Annotated in this window: 20 protein-coding genes; 7 read left to right on the top strand and 13 right to left on the bottom strand. The window is 69.3% G+C overall.

Going from position 1 to position 23,668, the window contains the following annotated elements; translation table 11 throughout:
- Window positions 1-21: 21 nt before the first annotated feature.
- The 4 genes from KZC52_RS01050 to hrcA are packed head-to-tail and all read right to left on the bottom strand — an operon-like array spanning window position 22 to window position 3,333.
- The gene (locus KZC52_RS01050) at window positions 22-372 is read right to left on the bottom strand and encodes a histidine triad nucleotide-binding protein (RefSeq protein WP_247622225.1); all 351 of its coding nucleotides are present in this window, start codon (window positions 370-372) and stop codon (window positions 22-24) included.
- A 42-nt stretch (window positions 373-414) separates the two neighbouring features.
- Entirely contained in the window at window positions 415-1,143 is a 729-nt protein-coding gene (locus tag KZC52_RS01045; protein ID WP_247622224.1) for a 16S rRNA (uracil(1498)-N(3))-methyltransferase, read from the bottom strand.
- 3 nt (window positions 1,144-1,146) lie between these two features.
- Window positions 1,147-2,262 (bottom strand): molecular chaperone DnaJ, encoded by a 1,116-nt coding sequence (gene dnaJ, locus KZC52_RS01040; RefSeq protein WP_247622223.1) that lies wholly within the window; start codon window positions 2,260-2,262, stop codon window positions 1,147-1,149.
- A gap of 36 nt (window positions 2,263-2,298) precedes the next feature.
- Window positions 2,299-3,333, bottom strand: a complete 1,035-nt coding sequence (hrcA, locus tag KZC52_RS01035; protein WP_247622222.1) for a heat-inducible transcriptional repressor HrcA — start codon at window positions 3,331-3,333, stop codon at window positions 2,299-2,301.
- A 102-nt stretch (window positions 3,334-3,435) separates the two neighbouring features.
- Here hrcA and KZC52_RS01030 point away from each other — a divergent pair, with 102 nt between their 5' ends.
- Window positions 3,436-4,857 carry a carboxylesterase/lipase family protein gene (locus KZC52_RS01030; RefSeq protein ID WP_247622221.1) on the top strand — a complete coding sequence of 474 codons (1,422 nt, stop codon included), beginning with the start codon at window positions 3,436-3,438 and terminating at the stop codon, window positions 4,855-4,857.
- 16 nt (window positions 4,858-4,873) lie between these two features.
- Here the strand turns inward: KZC52_RS01030 and hemW are convergent, their stop codons facing one another.
- Genes hemW through lepA form a run of 4 tightly spaced genes read right to left on the bottom strand, consistent with a single transcriptional unit; the run spans window position 4,874 to window position 9,108 of the window.
- Window positions 4,874-6,091, bottom strand: coding sequence for a radical SAM family heme chaperone HemW (gene hemW / locus KZC52_RS01025; RefSeq protein WP_247622220.1), 1,218 nt, complete (start codon window positions 6,089-6,091; stop codon window positions 4,874-4,876).
- On the bottom strand, window positions 6,091-6,744 hold the full coding sequence (locus KZC52_RS01020; RefSeq protein WP_247622219.1) for a DUF1990 domain-containing protein: 654 nt from the start codon (window positions 6,742-6,744) through the stop codon (window positions 6,091-6,093). The genes hemW and KZC52_RS01020 overlap by 1 nt, the downstream gene beginning before the upstream one ends.
- A 10-nt stretch (window positions 6,745-6,754) precedes the next feature.
- A complete protein-coding gene (locus tag KZC52_RS01015) occupies window positions 6,755-7,225 on the bottom strand; it encodes a DUF1990 family protein (RefSeq protein WP_247622218.1) in 471 nt (156 codons plus the stop codon).
- A 29-nt stretch (window positions 7,226-7,254) separates the two neighbouring features.
- On the bottom strand, window positions 7,255-9,108 hold the full coding sequence (lepA, locus tag KZC52_RS01010) for a translation elongation factor 4 (protein ID WP_247622217.1): 1,854 nt from the start codon (window positions 9,106-9,108) through the stop codon (window positions 7,255-7,257).
- 225 nt (window positions 9,109-9,333) lie between these two features.
- Here lepA and KZC52_RS01005 point away from each other — a divergent pair, with 225 nt between their 5' ends.
- The 5 genes from KZC52_RS01005 (at window position 9,334) to KZC52_RS00985 (ending at window position 16,274) form a co-directional block, all read left to right on the top strand.
- Complete coding sequence (locus tag KZC52_RS01005; protein WP_247622216.1) at window positions 9,334-10,317, top strand: ABC transporter permease; 984 nt, start codon at window positions 9,334-9,336, stop codon at window positions 10,315-10,317.
- A 3-nt stretch (window positions 10,318-10,320) separates the two neighbouring features.
- The gene (locus KZC52_RS01000; protein ID WP_247622215.1) at window positions 10,321-11,253 is read left to right on the top strand and encodes an ABC transporter permease; all 933 of its coding nucleotides are present in this window, start codon (window positions 10,321-10,323) and stop codon (window positions 11,251-11,253) included.
- Complete coding sequence (locus KZC52_RS00995) at window positions 11,250-13,310, top strand: ABC transporter ATP-binding protein (protein WP_247622214.1); 2,061 nt, start codon at window positions 11,250-11,252, stop codon at window positions 13,308-13,310. The genes KZC52_RS01000 and KZC52_RS00995 overlap by 4 nt, the downstream gene beginning before the upstream one ends.
- Before the next feature lie 93 nt (window positions 13,311-13,403).
- A complete protein-coding gene (locus tag KZC52_RS00990; RefSeq protein ID WP_247622213.1) occupies window positions 13,404-15,110 on the top strand; it encodes an ABC transporter family substrate-binding protein in 1,707 nt (568 codons plus the stop codon).
- Window positions 15,111-15,548: 438 nt separating this feature from the next.
- The gene (locus KZC52_RS00985; RefSeq protein ID WP_247622212.1) at window positions 15,549-16,274 is read left to right on the top strand and encodes an alpha/beta fold hydrolase; all 726 of its coding nucleotides are present in this window, start codon (window positions 15,549-15,551) and stop codon (window positions 16,272-16,274) included.
- On the opposite strand, the gene KZC52_RS00980 is transcribed toward KZC52_RS00985, so the two are convergent.
- The gene (locus tag KZC52_RS00980) at window positions 16,269-17,489 is read right to left on the bottom strand and encodes an MFS transporter (RefSeq protein ID WP_247622211.1); all 1,221 of its coding nucleotides are present in this window, start codon (window positions 17,487-17,489) and stop codon (window positions 16,269-16,271) included. The genes KZC52_RS00985 and KZC52_RS00980 overlap by 6 nt on opposite strands.
- Complete coding sequence (locus tag KZC52_RS00975; RefSeq protein WP_247622210.1) at window positions 17,486-18,859, bottom strand: glycoside hydrolase family 1 protein; 1,374 nt, start codon at window positions 18,857-18,859, stop codon at window positions 17,486-17,488. The genes KZC52_RS00980 and KZC52_RS00975 overlap by 4 nt, the downstream gene beginning before the upstream one ends.
- Window positions 18,860-19,114: 255 nt before the next feature.
- On the opposite strand from KZC52_RS00975, the gene rpsT reads away from it, so the two are divergent.
- A complete protein-coding gene (gene rpsT / locus KZC52_RS00970; protein WP_247622209.1) occupies window positions 19,115-19,375 on the top strand; it encodes a 30S ribosomal protein S20 in 261 nt (86 codons plus the stop codon).
- 104 nt (window positions 19,376-19,479) lie between these two features.
- Here rpsT and holA read toward each other — a convergent pair whose 3' ends face one another.
- The 3 genes from holA to KZC52_RS00955 are packed head-to-tail and all read right to left on the bottom strand — an operon-like array spanning window position 19,480 to window position 23,543.
- Window positions 19,480-20,520, bottom strand: a complete 1,041-nt coding sequence (gene holA / locus KZC52_RS00965; RefSeq protein ID WP_247622208.1) for a DNA polymerase III subunit delta — start codon at window positions 20,518-20,520, stop codon at window positions 19,480-19,482.
- Between the two features lie 9 nt (window positions 20,521-20,529).
- Window positions 20,530-22,863 carry a ComEC/Rec2 family competence protein gene (locus tag KZC52_RS00960; RefSeq protein ID WP_247622207.1) on the bottom strand — a complete coding sequence of 778 codons (2,334 nt, stop codon included), beginning with the start codon at window positions 22,861-22,863 and terminating at the stop codon, window positions 20,530-20,532.
- A complete protein-coding gene (locus tag KZC52_RS00955) occupies window positions 22,860-23,543 on the bottom strand; it encodes a ComEA family DNA-binding protein (protein ID WP_247622206.1) in 684 nt (227 codons plus the stop codon). The genes KZC52_RS00960 and KZC52_RS00955 overlap by 4 nt, the downstream gene beginning before the upstream one ends.
- Window positions 23,544-23,668: the final 125 nt, after the last annotated feature.

The raw sequence follows: 23,668 nt of genomic DNA, 5'->3' as shown, positions 1-23,668 counted from the left end.
TCAGGACTCTGGTCGTGGTTTTCAGGCACCGACACTCTTCTCGTTCAGTCCCCCGCCCAGCACGTGGGCGTGGACGTGGAACACGGTCTGTCCGGCGTTCGGGCCGGAGTTGAAGACGAGGCGGTAGTCGCCGTCGTCGGTGTGCTGCGCGGCGAGTTCCTTTGCGAAGGAGACCATCTCGGCGAGCAGCGTCGGGTCACCCGCCGCGATCTCGGCGACGTCGCGGTACTCCGCGGTCTTCGGGATCACCAGGAGGTGGACCGGAGCCTGGGGCGCGATGTCACGGATGGCGAACACGCGTTCGGTCTCACCGAGGACCTCTGCGGGGATCTCACCGTTCAGGATGCGCGTGAAGATCGAGGGTTCGCTCATGTTCCCAGTCTAGCGGCGGGGTCCGCCGGCACGGCGGTGCGCTCACCAGCGGCGGAGGGCGACGGAGAGCACCGCGATCGCCGCGGGTCCGGCCGTCGAGGTGCGCAGCACCGTGTCTCCCAAGAGCACGCGCTCGGCGCCCGCCGCGGTCAACCGGGCGATCTCGTCGTCCGAGACGCCACCTTCGGGTCCGACGACCAGCACGATGTCGCGGTCGTCCGCGGTGATCTCCGACAGTCGGGTCGTCGCCGACGGGTCGAGGATCAACACGCGCTCCACGTTCGCACGGGTCGCCAGCTCCCCCGTGCTCGCGGGAGCCGCGACCTCGGGGACCCACGGCCGATGAGCCTGTTTGGCGGCCTCGCGAACGATCGTCGCCCACCGCTCACGGCCCTTGACGGCCTTGGGCCCCTCCCAGCGGGAGACGCTCCGGCTCGCCTGCCAGGGCACGATCTCGTCGACGCCCAGCTCGCAGGCGGCCTGCACCGCGAGCTCGTCGCGGTCACCCTTCGCGAGCGCCTGCGCGAGGACGATGCGCGGGGTCGGCGACGGGTGCACGGCCCGATCGGAGATCCGCACGTCCACTCGTGCGGGAGCGACCTCCTCGGCGACGCCCTGGAGCCAGACGCCCCGACCGTCACCGATCGTCACCTGCTCCCCCACACGGAGGCGACGGACGACCGCCGCATGCTTCGCCTCGGCACCGGTCAGCGACACGAGGTCGCCGGGCTCGGCATCCGACGACGTTTCGACGAGGAAATGCAGCGCCATGGCTCAGTGCGTGCGGAAGCGGTCGCGGAGCTTGGAGAAGAGACCCTGCTGGAACTGCGCCAGCTGGGGCGCCGGAGCCTTCGCCTTCTTCGCGAAGTCCTCGATGAGCGCCCGCTGCGCGGAGTCGAGCTTGGTCGGAGTCACCACCTGCACGCCGACGCGCAGGTCGCCCCGCTGCGAACCGCGGAGCGGCGTGATGCCGCGTCCCTTGATCGTGAGCACGTCGCCGGACTGCACGCCCGCGCGCACCTCGAGATCCACCGCACCGTCGAGGCCCTGGATCGAGGTCTCGGTGCCGAGGATCGCATCGGTCATCGATACCTCGAGCGTCGCGAGCAGGTCGTCTCCGTCACGGCTGAACGCCGCGTGCGGGTTGACCGTGACCTCGACGTACAGGTCGCCGTTCGGGCCGCCGGCCTTGCCGACCTCACCGGAGCCGGGCAGCTGCAGGCGCAGGCCGGTCTCGACGCCGGCGGGGATGTCGAGCGAGACGGTACGACGAGAGCGCACGCGCCCCTGACCGCCGCAGGTACCGCACGGGTACGGGATGGTCGTGCCGTAGCCCTCGCACGTGCCGCAGGGCTGCGAGGTGACGACGTTGCCGAGCAGGCTGCGCACCGTGCGCTGGACGTGTCCGGAACCGCCGCAGATGTCGCAGGTGACGGGCGACGTGCCCTCCTGGCAGCAGGAACCCTGGCACGTCTCGCAGAGCACAGCGGTGTCGACCTCGATGTCGCGGTGCGCACCGAAGACGACGTCGCCGAGGTCGAGGGTGACCCGCACCAGCGCGTCCTGCCCCCGTTCGCGGCGGGAACGCGGGCGCGCACGCCCACCACCCTGTCCCGCGCCGAAGAACGTCTCGAAGATGTCGCCGAAGCCGCCGAACCCTCCGCCGAAGTTCCCGGCCTCGCCGTCTCCCCCGCCCATGTCGTAGCGGCGGCGGGAATCGTCGTCGCTGAGCACGTCGTACGCGTGCGTGACGAGCTTGAACTTCTCCGCCGCGTCCTCGCCCGGATTCACATCCGGGTGCAGCTGACGCGCGAGGCGCCGATACGCCTTCTTGATCTCGTCGGTGGAAGCGTCCCGGGACACCCCGAGAACCTCATAATGGTCCGCCACGATCGCCTTTCTGCGTTGTTCTTCGTCGACGGCCGCTCAGCGGCTCGTCTCGTCTTCGTCGAGCATCCGCGTCAGGTAGCGGGCCACGGCCCGCGCCGCCGCGAGATTGCTCGGATAGTCCATGCGCGTCGGGCCCATCACGCCGACCCGCGCCGTGCCGCTGGGGGCGGCGTAGTTGCTCGCGACGATCGACGCCTCGCCCAGCCCGAACGGGGCGTTCTCGGTGCCGATGCTGGCCGCGAGGCCGTGCTCGTCGGTGACCATCTCGCTCATGAGCCGCAGGAGCGTCACCTGCTCCTCGATCGCCTCGAGCAGCGGATGGATGCTTCCGCGGAAGTCCTGCTCGCGACGCGCGAGCGTCGCGGCCCCCGCCATCACCAGGCGCTCCTGACGGAACGTACCCAGCTCGTCGACGATCACGGTGGCGAGAGCCCGCAGTGCGGCATCGCCGGGAGCGGCCTCGGGCGCCGCCAGCAGCGTCTGCAGACGGTCGGCCGCGTCACTGACGGCCTGCCCCGTGAGCAGGGCGGAGAGCCGCGCGCGGAGCATGATCGCATCACCGTCGTCGATCTCGATCGGCAACGGGGCCATCCGCTGCGAGACGCCGCCGGCGTCGGTGACGAGCACGACGAGCATGCGGGTCGGGGCGAGCGGCACGAGTTCGATGTGGGTGAGGTGCGCACGGGCGAACGACGGGTACTGCGCGAGCGCGACCTGACCCGTCAGCTGCGTCAGCACGCGCACGGTGCGCACCATCAGGTCGTCGAGATCGCTCGGCGCCGCCAGGAACGACTCGATCGCCGTTCGCTGAGCGGACGAGAGCGGGCGCAGCTGGGCGAGATGATTGACGAAGACGCGGTACCCCTTGTCGGTGGGCACGCGGCCCGACGAGGTGTGCGGCGCGGTGATGAGCTCCTCGTCCTCGAGGAGCGCCATGTCGTTGCGGATCGTGGCTGCGGAGACCCCGAAGGAGTGGCGGTCGACGATGGAACGGCTGCCGACGGGTTCGTGGGTCTCGACGTAGTCCTGCACGATCGCGCGGAGAACCTGGAGTCCTCGCTCTGTGACCATCGCCCTTCCCTTCCGTTGGCACTCGGACGTTCAGAGTGCCAATCCTACCCCGCCCGCGGCTCGTCTCGTCGGAGGTCCGGGCTCCGCCCTAGGATGACGACCATGACCGCCCCCACCGCCGAGCTGTCCACCGGAATCGTCGAGGGATCGAGCGAGGGCGGGGTATCCCGGTTCCTCGGCATCCCCTACGCCGCCCCTCCCTTCGGCGAGAACCGGTTCCGGGAACCGCGGCCGGCGACTCCGTGGACCGGCGTGCGTCCCGCCACGGCCTTCGGGCCCACGGCCCCGCAGTCGCCGTATCCCGGCGCGATCGGCGAGCTGCTCGGATCGTTCAGGATCGACGGTGACGACATCCTGACCGCCAACGTCTGGGCGCCGACGGATGCCGAGCGCGCCCCGGTGCTGCTGTGGATCCACGGCGGAGCGCTCGAGCGCGGCACCGCGGCGCTTCCGCTCTACGACGGGGCCGGCTTCGCCGCCGCAGGGATCGTCTTCGTGTCGATCAACTACCGCCTCGGCTCGGAGGGTTTCTCGGTGCTCGACGACGCCCCGCGCAATCTCGGCCTCCGGGACGCGGCCGCAGCTCTCGAGTGGGTGCATCGCGAGATCGGCGCGTTCGGCGGCGACCCCGCACGCATCACCCTCATGGGGGAATCGGCCGGAGGCGCGATCGTCGCGGGCCTTCTCGCGCGCGACGACTCCCGCACCCTCGTCGCGCGCGCGATCATCGAGTCCGGCCCGTTGGAGGCGCAACCGCCGCAGAAGGCGGGGCGGGTGACCGCGGTTCTCGCGAAGCGGCTCGGCATCCGCGCCGATCGTGCGTCGTTCGCGTCCGTCCCTCCCGAGAAGCTGCTCGAGGCGCGTCGCGCGCAGTCCGCGGGCTCGTCGCCGCTGGGCGGAGCGCCGGGGTTCCAATTCGCGATCGATCCGGACAGCCTTCCGCGCTCGCCTCACGAGGTCCTGCCGACCATCGACACGCCGCTGCTCATCGGCAGCAACACCGATGAGTACCGGCTCTGGTTCACACCCGAGACCCTCGCCGAGATCCGCCCGCTCAAGCTCTTCATCGCACGTCTGGCCCTGGGAATCCCGCGCCGAGCCGTATCGGAGTACCGGAAGGCGTTCCCGAAGGCCTCCACCGGCGAGATCTTCGGACAGTTGGCGACCGACGTGATGCTGCGCGCGCCACTCTCGCGCGCGGCGCGCGCCCGCCCCGCGCTCACCTTCGTCTACGAGTTCGCGTGGCCGAGCCCGGTGCGCGACCTGCGTGCCGCACACGCTCTCGAGCTCGGATTCGTCTTCGACCGTCTGGCGGATGCCGAGGCGCAGCGCCTCGCGGGCGCCGATGCACCCCAGGCTCTCGCCGACGAGATGCACGCCGCCTGGATCTCCTTCGTCACGACAGGTTCGCCCGGCTGGGCGGCGTACGGCGCCGACCGCACGACACGGGTGTTCGACACGACGAGCGGCACGCTCCCCCAGCGGCGCACCGCCGGAATGGATCTGCTCCCGACCCGGAGCTGACCGCTTCGCTCCCGCGTCAGTCGGTGAGCTCGCGCACGACGGCATCGGCCAGGAGCCGTCCGCGCAGCGTCAACTGCACCCGACCCTGCACCGCGGCGCGGGCGTCGACGAGGCCGTCGGCGATGAGACCCGCGACGTTCGCGCGATTGCCGGACGGCAGGTCGGCCACCGCGATGCCCTCGACGAGGCGGCTCTGCAGCAGCACCCGTTCGAGCATCCGTGCGCCCTCGTCCGGACGCTCGGTGCCGGCCGCCGGAGAATCGGATGCCGAAAGCCGCTGCGCGTACGCCGCCGGATGCTTGACGTTCCACCAGCGGAGTCCGGCGACGTGGCTGTGCGCCCCCGGCCCGAAGCCCCACCAGTCGCTCCCCCGCCAGTAGGCGAGATTGTGACGCGAGCGCTGCGCGTCACTGCGGGCCCAGTTGCTCACCTCGTACCACTCGAAGCCCGCCGCGGCGAGGCGGCGATCGGCCAGCTCGTACATGTCGGCCTGCAGATCGTCGTCGGGCGTCGGCACCTCGCCACGCCGGATCTGGCGGGCGAGCTTCGTGCCGTCCTCGATGATGAGCGCGTAGGCCGAGATGTGATCGGAGTCGAGTTCGAGGGCCGCATCCAGCGACGCCTCCCAGTCGGCGAGGGACTCGCCCGGCGCGCCGTAGATCAGATCGACGCTGACCGCGAGCCCGGCCTCCTTCGCCGCGGCGACGGCCGTGCGCACGTTGTCGGGGTCGTGCGTGCGGTCGAGCGCGGCGAGCACGTGCGGCACCGCCGACTGCATGCCGATCGAGAGACGCGTCACGCCGGCATCCGCGAGCGTGCGGGCGACCTCCGGCGTGACGGTGTCGGGGTTGGCCTCGACCGTGACCTCCGCGCCCTCGGCGAGGCCGAAGGCCGAGACCGCGGCGCCGAGCATCAGCGCGAGATCGCCGGCGGGGAGCAGCGTGGGTGTTCCCCCGCCGAAGAAGACCGTGTCCATCGGGCGCAGCGCGCCCGCCTCGTCGAGCACGTTTCGCGCGAGATCGATCTCGGCGCGCAGCATGGAGGCGTAGTCCTCCTGACGGGCGCCGCGCAGTTCGCTCGAGGTGTAGGTGTTGAAGTCGCAGTATCCGCACCGCACGCGGCAGAACGGGATGTGGAGGTACGCCGAGAAGGGAACCGAGGGATCGATCGGCAGATCGGCCGGCAGGCGGCCGTCGGACGGTGCGGGATCGCCGAGAGGAAGGGGCCCCGCCATCAGAGGGGGGTCGCGTAGAGCGGGGAGATCGCCCGGAGATAGCGGGCGAAGAGCTCGCGACGGCGACGCTTCACGAGCGGCGGCACCGTTCGGTAGAGCAGGGAGTTGGGGGCGTCGAACGCGCGCACCGTGAACCAGACCTCGTCGTTGTCCTCGCGCCAGTCGACGTCGAAGGACTCCTCGCCGCTGACGACCGAGCCGCCGACGGTGCCGAGCACGAAACCGATGCGTCGAGCCTCCTCGGTGACCGAGATCACACGCAACTCGGCATCCGCGCGCATGCCCGACAGACGACCGCGCACGCGCAGCGTCATGCCCGGGCCCACGAACGGAGTCCCTTCGGCATCGTAACGGGGCTCGACGTCGCGCTTGCTGGGGGCGATCGGGTTGCCCTCGGCATCGAAGCTCACGCCCGCGTACGCCGGGCCGGGCGCGGGGCGCACGTCTTCGATCGCGAGGCCGGCCGCGCGCTGCGCCGTCCACGACAGCAGAGCTTCGCCGGCGGTCTGGAACCGCTCCGCTCCGGATCCGATCCGCCAGGACTCCTCCGCCGGGAAGCTGCGCTCCGGCGGGTACTGCATCAGATCGGGCGCGTGGGTGGCACCCACGGCCGCATAGTCCACCGTGTCGTCTCGGAAGTTCCCGCGCCGCATGAGATCCAGCCTACTGGCGGTTGCCTGGACGAACACCCCACTCGCGCGCCTCGGCGGCGACGATGCGGGTGTACCGCGCGTGGGTGCGGCGCTGGATCAGCCTCAGCGCGGGCGACAGCAACCACCACACGAGGGTCGCGGGGCGCGAGATCGAACGGGCGGTGAACACGCCGTCGTCGAGCACGAACGATTCCTCTCCGTAGATCGGATGACCCGGGCGCGTCTCGTACCCGAAACCCCGCTCATCCGCCCACACCACCCGGATCGGTTCGGAGAATCGAATACCGAGCACACGCTTGGCCAGCACGCCCTCGGCGTTCGCGACCGGCGCGGACGCCGGGCCGTCGAAACCCGCCCGCCGCTTGAACTCCCAGGAGCGGATCAGCGTGCGCACGGCATCCTGATCCTCCGGAGCGACCGCGATGCTGCGCTCGGACAGGCGCATCCCCGCCGGCACGTCGACGATCGGATGCCGCGTCATCCCGCGCGTGTACGGCGGGAGCGGCCTCACTACTTCTTGTCCTTGCCCTCGACGTCGCCCGACAGCGCGGCGATGAACGCCTCCTGGGGGACCTCGACGCGGCCGACCATCTTCATGCGCTTCTTGCCCTCCTTCTGCTTCTCGAGGAGCTTGCGCTTGCGGGTGATGTCACCGCCGTAGCACTTGGCGAGCACGTCCTTGCGGATGGCGCGGATCGTCTCGCGAGCGATGATGCGTGCACCGATCGCCGCCTGGATCGGCACCTCGAACTGCTGGCGAGGGATGAGCTTGCGCAGACGCTCGGCCATCATCGTGCCGTAGGCGTAGGCCTTGTCGCGGTGGACGATCGAGCTGAATGCGTCAACCTTCTCGCCCTGGAGCAGAATGTCGACCTTCACGAGGTCGGCCTCCTGCTGCCCCGCGGGCTCGTAGTCGAGCGAGGCATAGCCCTGCGTCTTGGACTTGAGCTGGTCGAAGAAGTCGAAGACGATTTCGCCGAGCGGCATCATGTAGCGCAGCTCGACGCGCTCCTCCGAGAAGTACTCCATGCCGAGCAGCGAGCCGCGACGCGACTGGCAGAGCTCCATGACCGTGCCGACGTAGTCCTTCGGGAGCAGGATCGCGGTCTTGACGATCGGTTCCGACACGGAGCCGATGCGGCCGTCGGGGTACTCACTCGGATTCGTGACCGTCACGGTCTCGCCGGTGTCGGAGGTCAGCACCTCGTAGATCACGCTCGGCGCCGTGGTGATGAGGTCGAGTCCGAACTCGCGCGAGAGCCGCTCGGTGATGATCTCGAGGTGCAGCAGGCCGAGGAAGCCGCAGCGGAAACCGAAACCGAGAGCCACCGACGTCTCCGGCTCGTACTGCAGGGAGGCATCCGAGAGCTTGAGCTTGTCGAGGGCTTCGCGGAGTTCGGCGTAGTCGCTGCCGTCGATGGGATAGATGCCCGAGAAGACCATCGGCTTGGGGTCGGTGTATCCGGACAGCGCGTCGGTCGCGGGCTTGCGTGCCGACGTGACGGTGTCACCGACCTTCGACAGTCGCACATCCTTCACGCCCGTGATGAGGTACCCCACCTCGCCGACCCCGAGTCCCTTGGTCGGGATCGGTTCGGGGCTCGACACGCCGACTTCGAGCGCCTCGTGGTTCGCGCCGGTCGACATCATCTGGATGCGCTCGCGCGGCGACAGACTGCCGTCGACCATGCGGACGTAAGTGACCACGCCGCGGTAGGCGTCGTAGACCGAGTCGAAGATCATCGCGCGCGCCGGAGCATCCGCGTCACCCACCGGAGCGGGGATCTCCTTGACGAGTCGATCGAGCAGCGCCTCGACGCCGACGCCGGTCTTGCCGGAGACGCGGAGGACGTCTTCCGGCTTGCCGCCGATGAGCGAAGCGAGCTCCTTGGCGTACTTGTCGGGGTCGGCGGCCGGGAGGTCGATCTTGTTCAGCACCGGGATGATGTGCAGATCGTTCTCGAGCGCGAGGTAGAGATTCGCGAGGGTCTGCGCCTCGATGCCCTGCGCCGCGTCGACGAGCAGGATCGCTCCCTCGCACGCGGCCAGCGAGCGGGAGACCTCGTACGTGAAGTCGACGTGGCCCGGGGTGTCGATCATGTTGAGCGCGAACGTCTCGCCCTCGATCTCCCAGGGCATGCGCACGGCCTGGCTCTTGATCGTGATGCCGCGCTCACGCTCGATGTCCATGCGGTCCAGGTACTGAGCGCGCATGTCTCGGTCGGAGACGACACCGGTGATCTGCAGCATGCGGTCGGCGAGGGTCGACTTGCCGTGATCGATGTGCGCGATGATGCAGAAATTTCGGATCTGCGTCGCGGGCGTCGCGGCAGGCTGAAGCGGAGTGAGAGCGCGTGGGGACATGTTGCGTCGATTCTACGGTGAGGGAGGCCTAATGCCCGATTCCGCCGATCCGGTGGTAACGTCGCCCAGGTCTCCGGCGTGGAACCGAGTTCCACGGAGGAAACGACCCCGTAACATCTTTTTGGTATACCGGAACGTGCGAAGAGGCGCGTCCGGAGTGAAGCACATTGATCGGATCCGCAACGGTGATCCCGTTCGGCTCTGGTGAAGAGAGAGATACCGACCTTGATCAAGTACCTGCTGCGTCGAGCACTGGGCTGGCTGCTCATGATCGTCGTGGCGACGAACCTCACGTACTTCCTCGCCTGGCTCTATCTGGACCCGCGCAGCAACTACGTCGGGCGCCGCCCCCCTCTCAACGAGGAGCAGATCGAAGCGCTGCTCCGCCCCCGCAACCTCGACGACACGGTCCCCCTCCTCGAGCGCTGGTGGACGTGGTTCAGCAACATCCTCTTCCACTGGAACTGGGGGCTCAGCCCCACGGGCGACTCGGTGAACGACCAGGTCGCGTACCGGGTCTGGGTCAGCGCCGAACTCGTCCTCGGGGCCACCATCCTGTTCACCGTGATCGGCATCGCGCTCGGCGTCTACACCGCCTCCCGCCAGTACAAGCTCGCCGACCGGATCGGCCAGGCGACCTCGATCATCACGATGAACATCCCGATCGTCGTCGCGTCGCTGGGAATCGTGCTGCTCGCGATCCAGGCGAACAGCGCGACCGGGACGCGGATCTTCTTCGTCACGGGCGCAGCGAGTCCGGGGGTGAGCGGGTTCTTCCCCGTGCTCATCGATGCGCTGCAACATCTGATACTCCCGACGATCGCGCTGATCCTCGTCAGCTACGCCGGCATCCACTTCCTGCAGCGCTCGCTGCTGCTCGACAACATCAACGCCGACTACGTGCGCACCGCGCGCGCCAAGGGGTTGACCAAGTCCCAGGCGATCCGCCGCCACGCGCTGCGCACCTCGCTGATCCCCGTGACGACCCAGGTGGCCTTCTCCATCCCGGCGGTCTTCACCGGCGCCGTCCTGACCGAATCGATCTTCGGCTGGAACGGCATGGGCAAGTACTTCACACAGACCATCGCGACGAACGACATCCACGGCGTCGTCGCCGTCGCGGCCTTCGGCGCAGTGATGACCGCGATCGGCGCCGTCCTCTCGGACATCGCCGTGGTCATCCTCGATCCACGAGTGCGGGTGAGCTGAACCATGAGCATCGCAGACCTCTCCGATCCCCTCCGCCACGGCGACGACCCGCCGGCGACCCCGGTGCGCACACCGCGCAAGCGGATGTCGAAGTTCGAACTCTACGGTCGCCGCTTCCTGCGCAACCGCGGTGCCGTCGCGGGCGCGGTGATCTTCGTCTTCATCGTGCTGTTCGCCCTGATCGGCCCCCTCTTCCAGCAGTACGACCACATCGAACTGGACTTCCTCGCACTGACGAAGCCCCCGTCGGCCGAGCACTGGTTCGGTACGAACGGCGCGGGCAACGACCTCTACGCCCAGGTCGTCGTCGGCCTGCAGCGGTCGCTCATGATCGCCCTGGCCGTGTCGATCGGAACGACCGTGCTCTCCGCGCTCATCGGCGCGGCAGCCGCGTACTTCGGTGGCGTGTTCGAGCGCGGCGTGCTCGTCGTCATCCACTTCCTCATGGTCGTGCCGACGTTCCTCATCCTCGCGATGATCTCGAACAGCGCCGGCGGCGATTGGCGGATCATCGCGGTCATCATGATCGCGATCAACTGGTTCTTCCCCGCCCGCGTGATCTGGACGCTCTCCCTCTCCCTGCGCGAACGCGAATACATCTCCGCCGCGAAGTACATGGGCGTGCCCGGATTCCGGATCGTGCTGCGCCACATGCTCCCCAACATCGGATCGCTGCTGGTCATCAACTTCACGCTCGGCGTGGTCGGCGCGGTGCAGACCGAGACCAGCCTGTCGTTCCTCGGCTTCGGTGTGAAGGCGCCGGACGTGTCTCTCGGCTCGCTCATCGGCTCCGGCTCGGCGACCATCACGAGCGCACCCTGGCTGTTCTACTTCCCCGCGGCCGCGCTCACCCTCCTCACCATCTCGATGGCTCTGATCGCCGACGGTCTGCGCGATGCCCTCGACCCGACCTCTGCCGCGGGAGGCCGCGCATGACCGCTCCCATCCTCTCCGTCCGCGACCTGCGCGTCAGTTTTCCCTCGGAGGCCGGTCGCGTCGACGCGGTGCGCGGCATCTCGTTCGACCTCGAAGCCGGCCGCACGCTGAGCATCGTGGGCGAGTCCGGCTCGGGCAAGTCCGTCACCTCGCTGGCGATCATGGGCCTGCTGACCGAGAACGCGAAGGTCGACGGATCGATCGTCTTCGACGGCCAGGAACTGATCGGCAAGACGGATGCCCAGCTGTCGATGATCCGTGGGAACGGCCTGTCGATGGTCTTCCAGGATCCGCTCACGTCTCTGACGCCCGTCTTCACGATCGGCGATCAGCTGGTCGAAGCGCTCACCGTGCACAAGAGCATGGGCAAGAAAGAGGCCCAGGCCCGCGCGATCGAGCTCCTCCGTCTCGTCGGCATCCCGAATCCGGAGCGGCGCCTGAAGGCGTTCCCGCACGAGTTCTCGGGCGGTATGCGCCAGCGCGTGGTCATCGCCATCGCCATGGCGAACAACCCCAAACTGATCATCGCCGACGAGCCCACGACCGCCCTCGACGTCACGATCCAGGCGCAGATCCTCGACCTGCTCGGCACGGCGCAGCGCGAGACCGGCGCCGCGGTGATCCTCATCACCCACGATATGGGGGTCGTCGCCAAGACAGCCGACGACGTCCTCGTCATGTACGCGGGACGCGCCGTCGAGCAGGCGCCGGTGCGCGAGCTCTTCCACCACACGCGGATGCCGTACTCGATCGGCCTCCTCGGCGCGATGCCCCGGGTCGACGCCGCCGAGAAGGTACCGCTCATCCCGATCCACGGCAATCCCCCACTGCTGATCGACCTTCCGGACGCCTGCCCGTTCGCGGCCCGATGCCCGATCGCGATCGACGCGTGCCGCGCGTCGGAGCCCGAACTGCTCCCGGTGCCGACCAGCACGTCCAGCGAGCACCGCGCCGCGTGCATCCGATCGCACGAGATCGACGACGGCGGCATGCTCGGTGGGCTGCCCGTCTACCCCGTGCCGCCGATCCCGGAGAGCGCGCTGACCCGCACCCCGCGGGAGGAACGCCCGATCGCACTCGAGGTCACCAATCTCACCAAGACGTTCCCGCTGCTCAAGGGCGCCTTCGTCAAGCGCCGCGTGGGTTCGGTCCACGCGGTCAAGGGCGTCACCTTCGACGTGCGCAAGGGTGAGACGATGGCGATCGTCGGGGAGTCCGGCAGCGGTAAGTCCACGACCCTCCTGCAGATCATGGACTTCGTGCCGCAGGAGAACGGCGACATCCGCATCGGCGGCAAGAGCGTCTCCGACGTCAAGCGCGGCGCCGAGGAGCGCCATCTGCGGCGCGACATCCAGATCGTGTTCCAAGACCCGATGGGCGCCCTCGACCCGCGCATGACCGTCGCCGACATCATCGCCGAACCGCTGCACGCCATCGGCGTCAAGGGAGACGAGGCCGACAACCGCGTCGACGAGCTCATGGATCTCGTCGGTCTCGATCCGGCGCACTCGGATCGGTTCCCCGGAGCCTTCTCGGGTGGACAGCGACAGCGCATCGGAATCGCCCGCGCCCTCGCCACCAACCCCAAGATCATCGTGCTCGACGAGCCCGTCTCGGCGCTCGACGTGTCGATCCAGGCCGGTGTGATCAACCTTCTCGACGAGCTCAAGGTGAAGCTCGGGATCTCCTACCTCTTCGTGGCGCACGACCTCGCCGTCGTCCGCCACATCGCCGATCGCGTCGCGGTGATGTACCTCGGCGCCTTCGTCGAGGAGGGCGACGTCGACAGCGTGTTCGACGATCCGCAGCATCCGTACACGCAGGCACTGCTGTCGGCGATCCCCGTTCCCGATCCCGACATCGAGCGCGCGCGCGAGCGGATCGTCCTCTCGGGCGATCTCCCCAGCCCGACCGAGGAGGTGCGCGGCTGCTCGTTCGTCAGCCGGTGCCCCCTCTACCCGACGCTCGCGCCGGAGCAGCAGGCGCGGTGCGAGGGCGAGGTGCCCGCATTGACGGGTGCGTCGTCCGCGCACATGAACGCGTGCCACTTCCGGTAACGGTTAACAACGATTAATCGACCTCGACGCACGACAGGCTTAACCTCTCCCCATCCCCACAGGCCGACACGGCACAAGAAGGAGCACCAAACCATGAAAAGGCATCAGAAGCTGCTGGGCGCTCTCGCCCTCAGCGGCGCCCTCGCACTCGTCATGAGCGGTTGCGCATCGGGCGGCGACGGCGGTAGCACCGACAACGGCGGCGAAGCCGAAGCCGTCACGGGCGCGGACTACAACCCGCAGCCCCGCGAGAATCTGCAGGAGGGCGGCGAGGTCACCTTCCCCATCGGTGAGATCACGCCGCAGATGAACGCCAACCACTCCGACGCCACGGTCGACACCGCGACGCTCTGGGAGTGGTACAACCCTCAGACGATCCTCATGACGCCGGAGGGCGAGGCATACGCCAACCCGAACTACCTGACCGACTGGACCACCGAGGTCGTGGACGACAAGACCGTCGTCACCTACACGATCAACCCCGACGCCGTCTGGAACGACGGGACGCCGATCGACTGGACCGCCTACGAGCAGACCTGGAAGGCGCTGCGGTCGACGGATGAGGGCTACGTCCCCAACTCCACCGACGGTTACTCGCTGATCGAGAGCGTCGAGCAGGGCACCGACGACCGCCAGGCCGTCGTGACGTTCACCCAGGTCTACCCCTGGACGAACGGCCTGTTCTGGCACCTCGTCAACCCGAACATCAACACGCCGGAGCTCTTCAACGAGGGCTACCTCAACGAGGCGAACCCCGACTGGGGTGCAGGCCCCTATGAGATGACCGAGTTCGACCCCAAGGGCGGCACGGTCATCTTCGAGCCGAACCCGGACTGGTGGGGCGACAAGCCGCTGCTCGACAAGGTCACCTTCCGTCAGCTCGACGATACCGCCGAGATCAACGCGTTCAAGGCCGGCGAGATCAACATGGCATCGACCGGCACGTCCGACCGCCTCGCGCAGGTCGCCGACATGGATGACGTCGTCACCTACAAGGCCCAGCGCACCGCCACCAACCTCATGCAGCTGAACGCCGAGCGCCCGCAGCTCGCCGACATCAAGGTGCGCGAGGCGATCATGAAGGCGATCGACCGTGAGCAGCTCAAGGAGGTCGTCTGGAACGGCCTGGGCTACACCGAGGAGCCGGCCGGCTCGCTCATCCTCTTCCCGTTCCAGGACGGCTACGTCGACTCGCTGAGCGAGGCCGGCTGGAAGTTCGACGACGACGAGGCGAACAGCATCCTGGACGAGGCGGGATGGGTCGCCGGCAGCGACGGCGTTCGCGAGAAGGACGGCGTGCGACTCGCCGTCAACCTCCCCGTCTTCGGTGACGACCCCATCGTCGAGACCCGCGGTAAGGTCATCCAGGCGCAGCTCAAGGCGATCGGCGTCGAGGTCACGGTCGACGTGCGCCCGAGCTCGGAGTTCTCGACGACGGTGACGACGAAGGACTGGGACATCATCCTCATGGGCTTCTCGTCGAGCGACCCCTACGGCTTCGCGTACTTCTGCCAGGTCTACTGCTCCGACAGCGGCCTGAACCTGTCGGCCACCGGCACCCCGGAGCTCGACGAGAAGATCGCGGGCGTCGCCGACCTCCCCACCGCGGAGGAGCAGATCGCCGAGGGCACCAAGGTCGAGACCGAGGTCATCAAGGAGACGTGGGGCATCCTGCCGCTGTACTCCGGCCCCGAGATCCGCACGGTGACCAAGGGACTCGCCAACCTCACCCCCGAGACCTACACGGGTCTCGACCTCTTCGGGCTCCTGCCCGTCGAGAACGTGGGCTGGGAGAAGTGATCTAGCACTCACCCATCGTGTGGGGGTCGGCGAGAGATCGCCGGCCCCCACACGCGTCTACCCAGGGAATCCGCACTGCGCAACCCCCCTGGACGAGGCTGCGCATTCGGATTAATTTCTCGCACACGCACAGACGGAGTCCAAAGGAGGGCGCTCATGCTGAAAGACAAGAAGACGACTGTCCGGAACTCGATCGTCGGGGTCGCGGCGGCTTCGATGCTCACCCTGGGGTCAGCGATCCCCGCAGGTGCAGTCGTCGACATCACCCATCCCGGTGACGGCGGAGGTGGGGGCGGTGCGGGTCCTTGGCCCATCAAGTGCATCAAGTACTGCCCCGGACCGCGTTGACGCACCCCGCGACGAGCAGGCGGGGTCGGTGGTCTTCCACCGGCCCCGCTTTCTCGTGCGGTGCGCGGGCTGCGCACCTAGGCTGAGAGCGTGAGCGTCCAGATCGTCTTCGTGCACGGCATCCGCACGTCGGCCACCATGTGGCGTTCGCAACAGGCGTTCCTCGACGCGCGGGGGTACGCGCACACCGCGGTCGACCTGCCGGGGCACGGCACGCGCATCGCCGAGGACTTCACGCTCCACGAGGCCCTGCACACGATCGATGCCGCTGTCCGCGATGCGGCGACGCGCGGACCGGTGCTGCTGGTCGGGCACTCCATGGGCGGAATCCTGTCTCTCGCCTACACCGGAGGCGGGGAGACGACACCGGTCGCGGGCCTCGTCGCGGCGTCGTGCACCGCGTTGCCCGTCGGTGCCGGGCTCGCCGCCTATCGCTGGCTCGCGCGCGCGATGGATTCACTACCCGACCGCGGACGCTGGCTCTCGGATCGTGTGCTCGACGCGACGATCCCCCCGGATACTCGCGAAGACTTCGGCGCAGGCGGCTACGCGCTCGACGCGCAGGACATCGCCCTGGGCAGCCTCGCGGCGCTCGACCTCGCCGCGGCGGTCGCCCGCATCCGACTGCCGCTCTGGTTCGTCAACGGCCAGTACGACCAGCTGCGCCGCCACGAGGCGCTCTTCTGCTCGCTGGCCCCCCAGGCCGAGCTCATCGTGGTACCGCGCACCACGCATCTCGTCACGGCGATGCGACCTCGCGTCTTCAACGCCGTGCTGCAGCTCGCGATCGCGACCCTCGAGAACGAGAGCTCATGACCTCTGCAGCTGCCTCGCGAGGCCGGTGAGCACTCCGCCTGCGAGTGACAGCACCGCGGCGGCGGCGAAGACGAGCCAGAATCCTCCCACCAGCGCCACGAGTCCCGCCCCGAGCACCGGACCGATCAGCTGGCCGAGAGCGGCCGTGACGTTCACGATGCCGAGATCGCGGGCGTGGTCCTTCTCATCGGGCAGCAGATCGGCGGCGAACGCGAGGCCGACGGTCGAGAACGCGCCGTAGCCGAGCCCCATGAGGGCGGCGGCGACCATCGTCATCTCGAAGGTCGGCACGAGCGCGATCGCCACACCGGATGCCGCCTGCACCACCGTGGCGATCACGGCGAGCCGGCGCCGGTCGCCCGTGCGGTCCGACAGGATGCCGGTGAGAACGGATGCCGCGACCACGAACAGCGTGTAGACGACGATGAGCAGCAGCAGGTTGTCCTGCGCCGTCGACGACGGCTGACCGAGTCCGTGCAGCAGGAAGAAGAGGAACAGCGCGGTCCCCAACGCATTGCCGACGTTGGTCACGAGGCGCCCGGCGAGCATCCACGCGAAGTCGCGATCGCGCAGCGAGGCGAGGGGCCGACGGTCGCGGGTCGTCGGCCGCACGGCCTCCGACGCGGAGGGATCGGGAAGCAGCAGGGCCACCGCAGTGCCGACCGCCGCGATCACGGCGGCGAGCAGCAGATAGCCCGAGACGATGTCGAGCCCGAGGAGAACGACGAGGCCGACGCCCAGCACGATCCCGACGGCCTGACTCGACCCGACGGCCGCGGATGCCGCGCCCCGCTGGGTCGTGGGCAGTTGGTCCGCGATCATCGCGGTGAAGGCCGCCGACGACACCGCGACACCGATCGATACACCGACCCACGCCCCGCCGACCGCCCAGGGCCCCTCGGAGAAACCGGTGAGCACCAGGAAGGCCGCGGTCGTCCACACCCCCGCCAGCGCCCACGGACGCCGTCGAGGGCGCCCCGGTCGAGCACGATCCGACAGCGCCCCGGCGAGCGGTCCGGCGACGATGCCCGCGAGTCCGCCGATGCCGAGGACGAGCCCCGAGGAGACCACTCCCCGGATCCAATCGTCTTCGGGGGTGTCGAGCTGCAGCGGCAGGAGGAGCTGCACGGGCGTGAGCTGCACGGTCCAGATGGCGAGCCAGGCGAGGGTGAACAGCGACATCCATCGCGCGCCGACCCGCGTCGCCGCGGTCATTGCACGCTCCGCTCGATCGCCACTGCGGTGCGCGTGCGGGCGATGGCGTCGCGGTACCAGTCGTACGAAGCCTTGGGTGTGCGCTCCCCCGTGGTGAAATCGACGTGCACGAGGCCGAAGCGCTGGGCGAATCCGTCGGCCCACTCCCAGTTGTCCAGGAGCGACCAGACCGTGTACTCCTCGACGGGAACGCCCGCGGCCATCGCCTCGCCGACCGCCGCGATGTGATCGGCGAGGTAGTCGATGCGATCGGCGTCGTCGACGCGGACCGCGTCGTCGGGCTCGGGGAACGAGGCGCCGTTCTCGCCGATGATCACCGGTGGCATGTGCGGATGCCGCCGATGGAGGTCGATGAGCAGATCGCGGAGCGCCCCGGGCACGATCGGCCACTCCGGGCCGAAACCGGTGACGGGTGCCTCGGGCGTCGGCACGATCTCGAACGGCAGTGGTCCCGCCGGATCGGCGGCGGTCACCGTCGTCGGGTTGTAGAAGTTGATGCCGTAGAAGTCGATCGACCCCGCGATGCGCGCGAGTTCACCGTCGAGCACGGGCATCGGCGGCAGGCCGAACGCCTCGAGGTCGGGGTACTCACCCGCGAGCAGGGGTTCGCTGAACAGCCCGTTGTGGAGCGTGTCGTACATGGTCGCCGCCACGAGGTCTTCCCGCGATGTGGTGAGCGGCAGCACGCGGGTGTGGTTGTTGACGAGTCCGACGGCCGTCGCGCCCCGCGAACGCAGCGCCTCGGCGGCGAACGCGTGCGCCAGGAGCTGATGGTGGACGGTCGGCAGGGCGTGGAAGAGCAGCGGTCGTGCGGGGGCGAGCGCCCCGGTGCCGTACCCCTGCAGCGTGGTCATCGCCGGTTCGTTGAGCGTGTACCAGTGGGTCACCCGATCGCCGAGCCGATCCGCCACGATCGCGGCATAGTCCGCGAAGCGCTCGGCCGTATCGCGGACGAGCCAGCCGCCGTCGGACTCCACCGCGCTCGGCATCTCCCAGTGGTACAGCGTCGGGAACGGGGTCGCGCCGACCTCGAGCAGGGCATCGACGAAGCGGGAGTAGTGATCGAGCGCGGCGGTGCTGGCCGGGCCGCGCCCGTCCGGCTGCACCCGCGCCCACGGAATCGAGAAGCGATAGCGGTCGATGCCGAGGTCCGCCACCAGGGCGACATCCGCCTCCGGATGCCGATAGCTGTCGCACGCGCGTTGCGGCGTCGAGGCGTCTCGCACCGCACCCGGCACATCGACGAAATCGTCCCAGATCGAGCGTCCTCCCCCGCCGTCGGAGGGAGAGCCTTCGATCTGGATGGCGGACGTCGCCGCGGACCAGCGGAGACCTGAGGGCAGAACGGTATCGCGGGAAGCAGAACTCATGTCGCTCCTTGGCGTCTGTGTCGGGTGCTCCTGATTCTGCACCCGGTACCGCGTTTCGCGCGACCGAGTTCCGCGATCGGCTCGTCGTGTCGGACTCCGGACGCCACCCGAGAGGCGTCGTTTCGCGTGATCCGCTCGACTGCTGGTAGAGTTGCTTCTTGGCTTGCGTGTGGGTTCTTCCCTCACGACCGTCGTGCAGCAGCCCTCTTCTGCTGCCGGCACTCCGAATCACTCCTGTACAGAAAGCGTCCACACGTGGCAAACATCAAGTCGCAGATCAAGCGCAACAAGACCAACGAGAAGGCTCACGAGCGCAACAAGGCCGTGAAGAGCGAGCTCAAGACCCTCGTTCGTCAGACCAAGGCAGCCGTCGCCGCAGGCGACAAGGCAGCCGCCGAGGCCACCCTCAAGAAGGCCGCCGTCAAGCTCGACAAGGCCGTCAGCAAGGGTGTCCTGCACAAGAACCAGGCGTCGAACCGCAAGTCGGCCATCGCCAAGTCGGTCGCCGCTCTCTGAGCCAGCACCGCTGAGAAAGGCCCGTCCCGTTCGCGGGGCGGGCCTTCTTCGTGTCGGTGACGCGTGCAGGCTTCTCCCCTGAGGCGACGGAGCGGAGTGGCGGACTACTCCTCGCCGAACGGGCGACGGGTGGCGATGACCGTCACCATGCGCTCGAGCGCGAAGATCGGGTCGCGCGATGCGCCCTTCACCTCGGCATCAGCCCGTGCCGTCGCCTGGATCGCGAGCCCGAGCGAGCGCTCGTTCCACCCGGCGAGATCGCGTCGTGCACGATCGACCTGCCAGTCCTTCATGCCGAGGCGCTGGGCGAGCTGACGGCTCGGTTCCCGGTTTCCCGCGACACGCGCCATGGTGCGCAGCTTCATCGCGAAGGCCGCCACCATCGGCACCGGATCGGCGCCCGACGACAGCGCGTGCCTCAGCGAGATGAGCGCCTCGCCGTAGCGACCGGCGATCGCCGTGTCGGCGACGACGAAGGCGGAGACCTCGACGCGGCCGCCGTAGTACTTGGTGACGATGTCGTCGGTCACATCGCCCTCGACATCGCCGATGAGCTGCTGGCAAGCGGCGGCGAGCTCGGTGAGGTCGTCGGCGAAGGCCGAGACGAGCGCCCGCAGCGCCGAGGGCTGGATGCGCTTCTTCGCGGCCTTGAACTCACCGGCGGCGAAATCGACGCGGTCACCGTCGCGCTTGATGGCGGGGCAGGCGATCTCGATGCCCTCCCCCGTTCCGGCGCGCAGAGCGTCGAGAAGCTTCTTACCGCGCACGCTGGCTCCGGTGTGCCGGAGGATCACGGTGGCACCGTCCTGCGGCTGGTCGAGGTACGACACGGCCTCCTGCAGGAAGGCATCGGAGCAGCGCTCGACGCCCGAGACCCTCACGAGCCGCGGCTCGCCGAAGAGCGACGGCGACGTCATGGCAAGCAGGGTGCCGGGTGCGTAGTCGTCGGCCCGGATGTCGCTGACCTCGAGGGCCGGGTCCTCCGCGCGCAGATAGTCGCGGATGCCGGCGATCGCACGCTCGGCGCAGATCTCCTCGGGCCCGGACACCAGCACGAGCGGGGCGGGACGCGGTTCTCGCCAGGAGACCTGGGGGATCTTCGACGGCTTGGCGGCGGTGCGGGAAGAGGATCGCGGAGCTGCCATGGATCCAGCCTACTCGCGGGCACCGACGTCGGATTCCGTCCAGACCGCGATCCGGTCGTCGTCGATCCCCAGCAGGATGCGTCCCTGTCGATCGGTGCGCAGCACGTGCGCCCCGACCGCCGTGAGCAGGTCGAGCGTCTCCGCGCGCGGATGGCCGTAGTCGTTGTCGATGCCCGCGCTGAAGACCGCGATCGCCGGACGGATCGTCTCGTAGATCGCGGGATCCTGATCGGCACTGCCGTGATGGGCGACCTTGACCACGTCGTAGGGTCCCGCCAGACGGGCGTTGCGCGCGAGCATCCGCTGCGCTTCGGCCGACAGGTCGCCGAGGTAGAGCGAGCGCGGCACGCCACCACCGGAGACCTCCATCACGACACTCGCGTCGTTGCCGGAGGGGAACACCGCCGACTCGCGGAGCGGCCAGAGCACCCGCCAGGTCGATGCACCGAGCGTGCCGCGCATCCCCGCTGTCGCCTCGGTGACAGTCGCACCACCGGCCCCCAGCCCGTCGAGGATCAACTGTTCCTCCGCCTCGACGACGGGTCCGTGGAGCACCGCGTCGACCCGTCCGCGCACGGCGTCCGCTCCCCCGACATGATCGAGATCGAAGTGCGTCAACACGAGGAGGTCGATGCGGTCGATGCCGAGCGACCGCAGGCAGTCGCCGAGCGGGCCCGGCTCCGGACCGGTGTCGATCAGTGCGACTTCTCCTTCCGATCGCACGAGCAGCGCATCCCCCTGCCCCACGTCGCACGCCGCGATCGACCAGCCGGATGGCGCCGCCATCGCCGCGAGCGGCCCCTGCAGAGCGAAATGCGCACCGCCGAGCGAGAGCGCCACGATGAGCACCACCGCCGCGATGCGGTACGTCCAGGAGAACCACCGGCCTCGGCGGCCGCCGACCCCGCTCGTTCCTCGCCGCCCGCGCACGATGATCCCCAGGGCGGCGCTGAGCACCGCGACGAGCACGGCACTGCCGATGCCGGGAACCAGGGATGCCTGCGCGAGCGGCAATCGCGCGCTCACCGTCGCGGTCACCGAGATCCACGCGGCCGGCAACCAGGCGGATGCCGCGAGAAGATCGGCGAGCATCGGGATCGGGGCAGCGAGGCAGGCGAGAAGACCGATCACGGTCGCGATCGGCGCCGCGGGAGCGGCGAGCAGGTTGGCGGCGATCCCCACCAGGGACTGCTGCTCGGCGAACAGCGCGATGATCGGACCGCAGGCCAGTTGAGCGGCGAGGGGCACCGAGATCGCGAGAGCGAGCGGCTGCGGCATCCACCGCGCGAGCCCGCGCGCGAGCGGAGGCGCCAGCAGGATGAGCGCTCCCGATGCCGCGACCGACAGGGCGAACCCGGCCGTCGCGGCCAGCCACGGATCGGCGATGAGGATGCCGGTCGCGCACAGCGCGAGCATCCCCGCGCCCGCGCTCGGACGCCCGAGGAGCACCGTGAGCATCGCGACCCCGGCCATCACCGCCGCGCGGATCACACTGGGTTCGGGGGTCACCAGCACCACGAACCCCGCCAGTGCGAGTGCGGCGACGAAGACCCGCAGACGGCGCCCACCCCCGCACAGGGCCACGAGCCAGAACGCCGCCGCGACCACGATCGCGCAGTTGGCGCCGGAGACGGCCGTGAGGTGGCTGAGGCCGCTCGTGCGCATGTCGTCGTTCAGAGCGTCGGAGACCGCCCGGGTGTCACCGACGGCGAGACCGGGCAGCAACCCGGCACCCGGCTCGGGCAGGCGCGTCGCTCGCTCGATGAACGCGCTGCGCGCACCTGCGGCCACAGCGAAGACCCCCGACGCCGGGCGCATGATCTCCGCCTCGCTCGCGAAGACGACGACCGTGGCGCGCTCGCCCGCATCCGTCGCCTCCATCTGCCCCGTCACTCGGATCGTCGCGCCGAGATCGAAGCCCTCGTCCGGCTCGATACCGATGCGCACCGGCGCCGAGACCGCCACCTTCTCGTCCGACGAACCGACGGAGCTCGACTGCGCCTCGAACCAGAGACGCCCGTCCTTCCCGACCGACGCCGACGACGACACGTCCGCGACCACGTCGACCGCATACGCCTCTCGCTCACGAACCGCCTCGCGTGCCGGCATCGCGAGGCAGGCTGTCGTCGCCACCGCGGCCGCCGCCGCGAGCACCACGATCATGAGGCCCCCGCGCTCCACGCCACGCGCACGGGAGCGCCCGACGATTGCCCCGGCGACGACAGCGGCCAGCACGCAGAAGGCAGCCACCGCGCCCGCGATCTGCGGGAGGAACACGCACAGCAGCCCCGTGGCCCATGCTCCCCCGGCGATCGGCAGCAGTCGGAGGTCGCGTCTCCTCACACCCGCACGCCGTCGCGCAGACCCTCGAGCAGCTTCTCGCCGATGCCCGGCACGGCGAGAAGGTCGTCGACGGTCTGGAAACGCCCGTTCTCGTCGCGCCACGAGATGATGCGCTCGGCCAGCGCGGGGCCGATGCGCGGAAGGGTCTCGAGCGCCGCCTGATCCGCGGAGTTCAGGTCGATTCGGTCGTCGCCCGGAGTCGTCGTCCCCGAGCCCGGAGTCGTCCCGGAACCCGGTACGAGAGCGCCCGCGCCGACGACGGGCACGACCACCTGCTCACCGTCGGTCACGATGCGGGCGAGGTTGATCGCGGCGAGGTCGGCCTCCTCGGTCGTGCCGCCGGCCGCAGCGAGGGCGTCGACGATCCGGGCATCGATCGCGAGCACGTACAGGCCCGGCTTCTCGACGGCGCCGAGGACGTGCACGTAGAGCTCCCCGCCCGGCGCGGTTGCTCCCGCGGCATCGGTCGCACCGATCGACTCGTCTCCGATTGACACCGTCTCGACGGGCGCGGCCTGCCCGCGGAGTATCCCGAGCCCGACCGCGACCGAGAGCACGACGAGGGCGAGCACGACCGCCGCTCCGATGCTCAGACGCAGGCGCCGGGGCGCAAACGGAGGATCCACGAGCGCAGCATCCACAGGCAGGTCTTCGTCGGGAAGTGCTTCGGTCGGCGGCATCCGCCCACGCTAGGCCGCCCGATTCCGCCTCTCCGCGCCACTTTCCGCGCGCAGTGGATAACTCCGACCGATCGCGCGCCGTGCAGAACCACACCCGCCGGAACGCCGAGACCGCCGCCCGGCAT

It is taken from the genome of Microbacterium galbinum, from assembly GCF_023091225.1.
GTDB classification, from domain to species: Bacteria; Actinomycetota; Actinomycetes; order Actinomycetales; family Microbacteriaceae; genus Microbacterium; species Microbacterium galbinum.
This window is presented reverse-complemented; position numbering and strand designations above follow the sequence as displayed.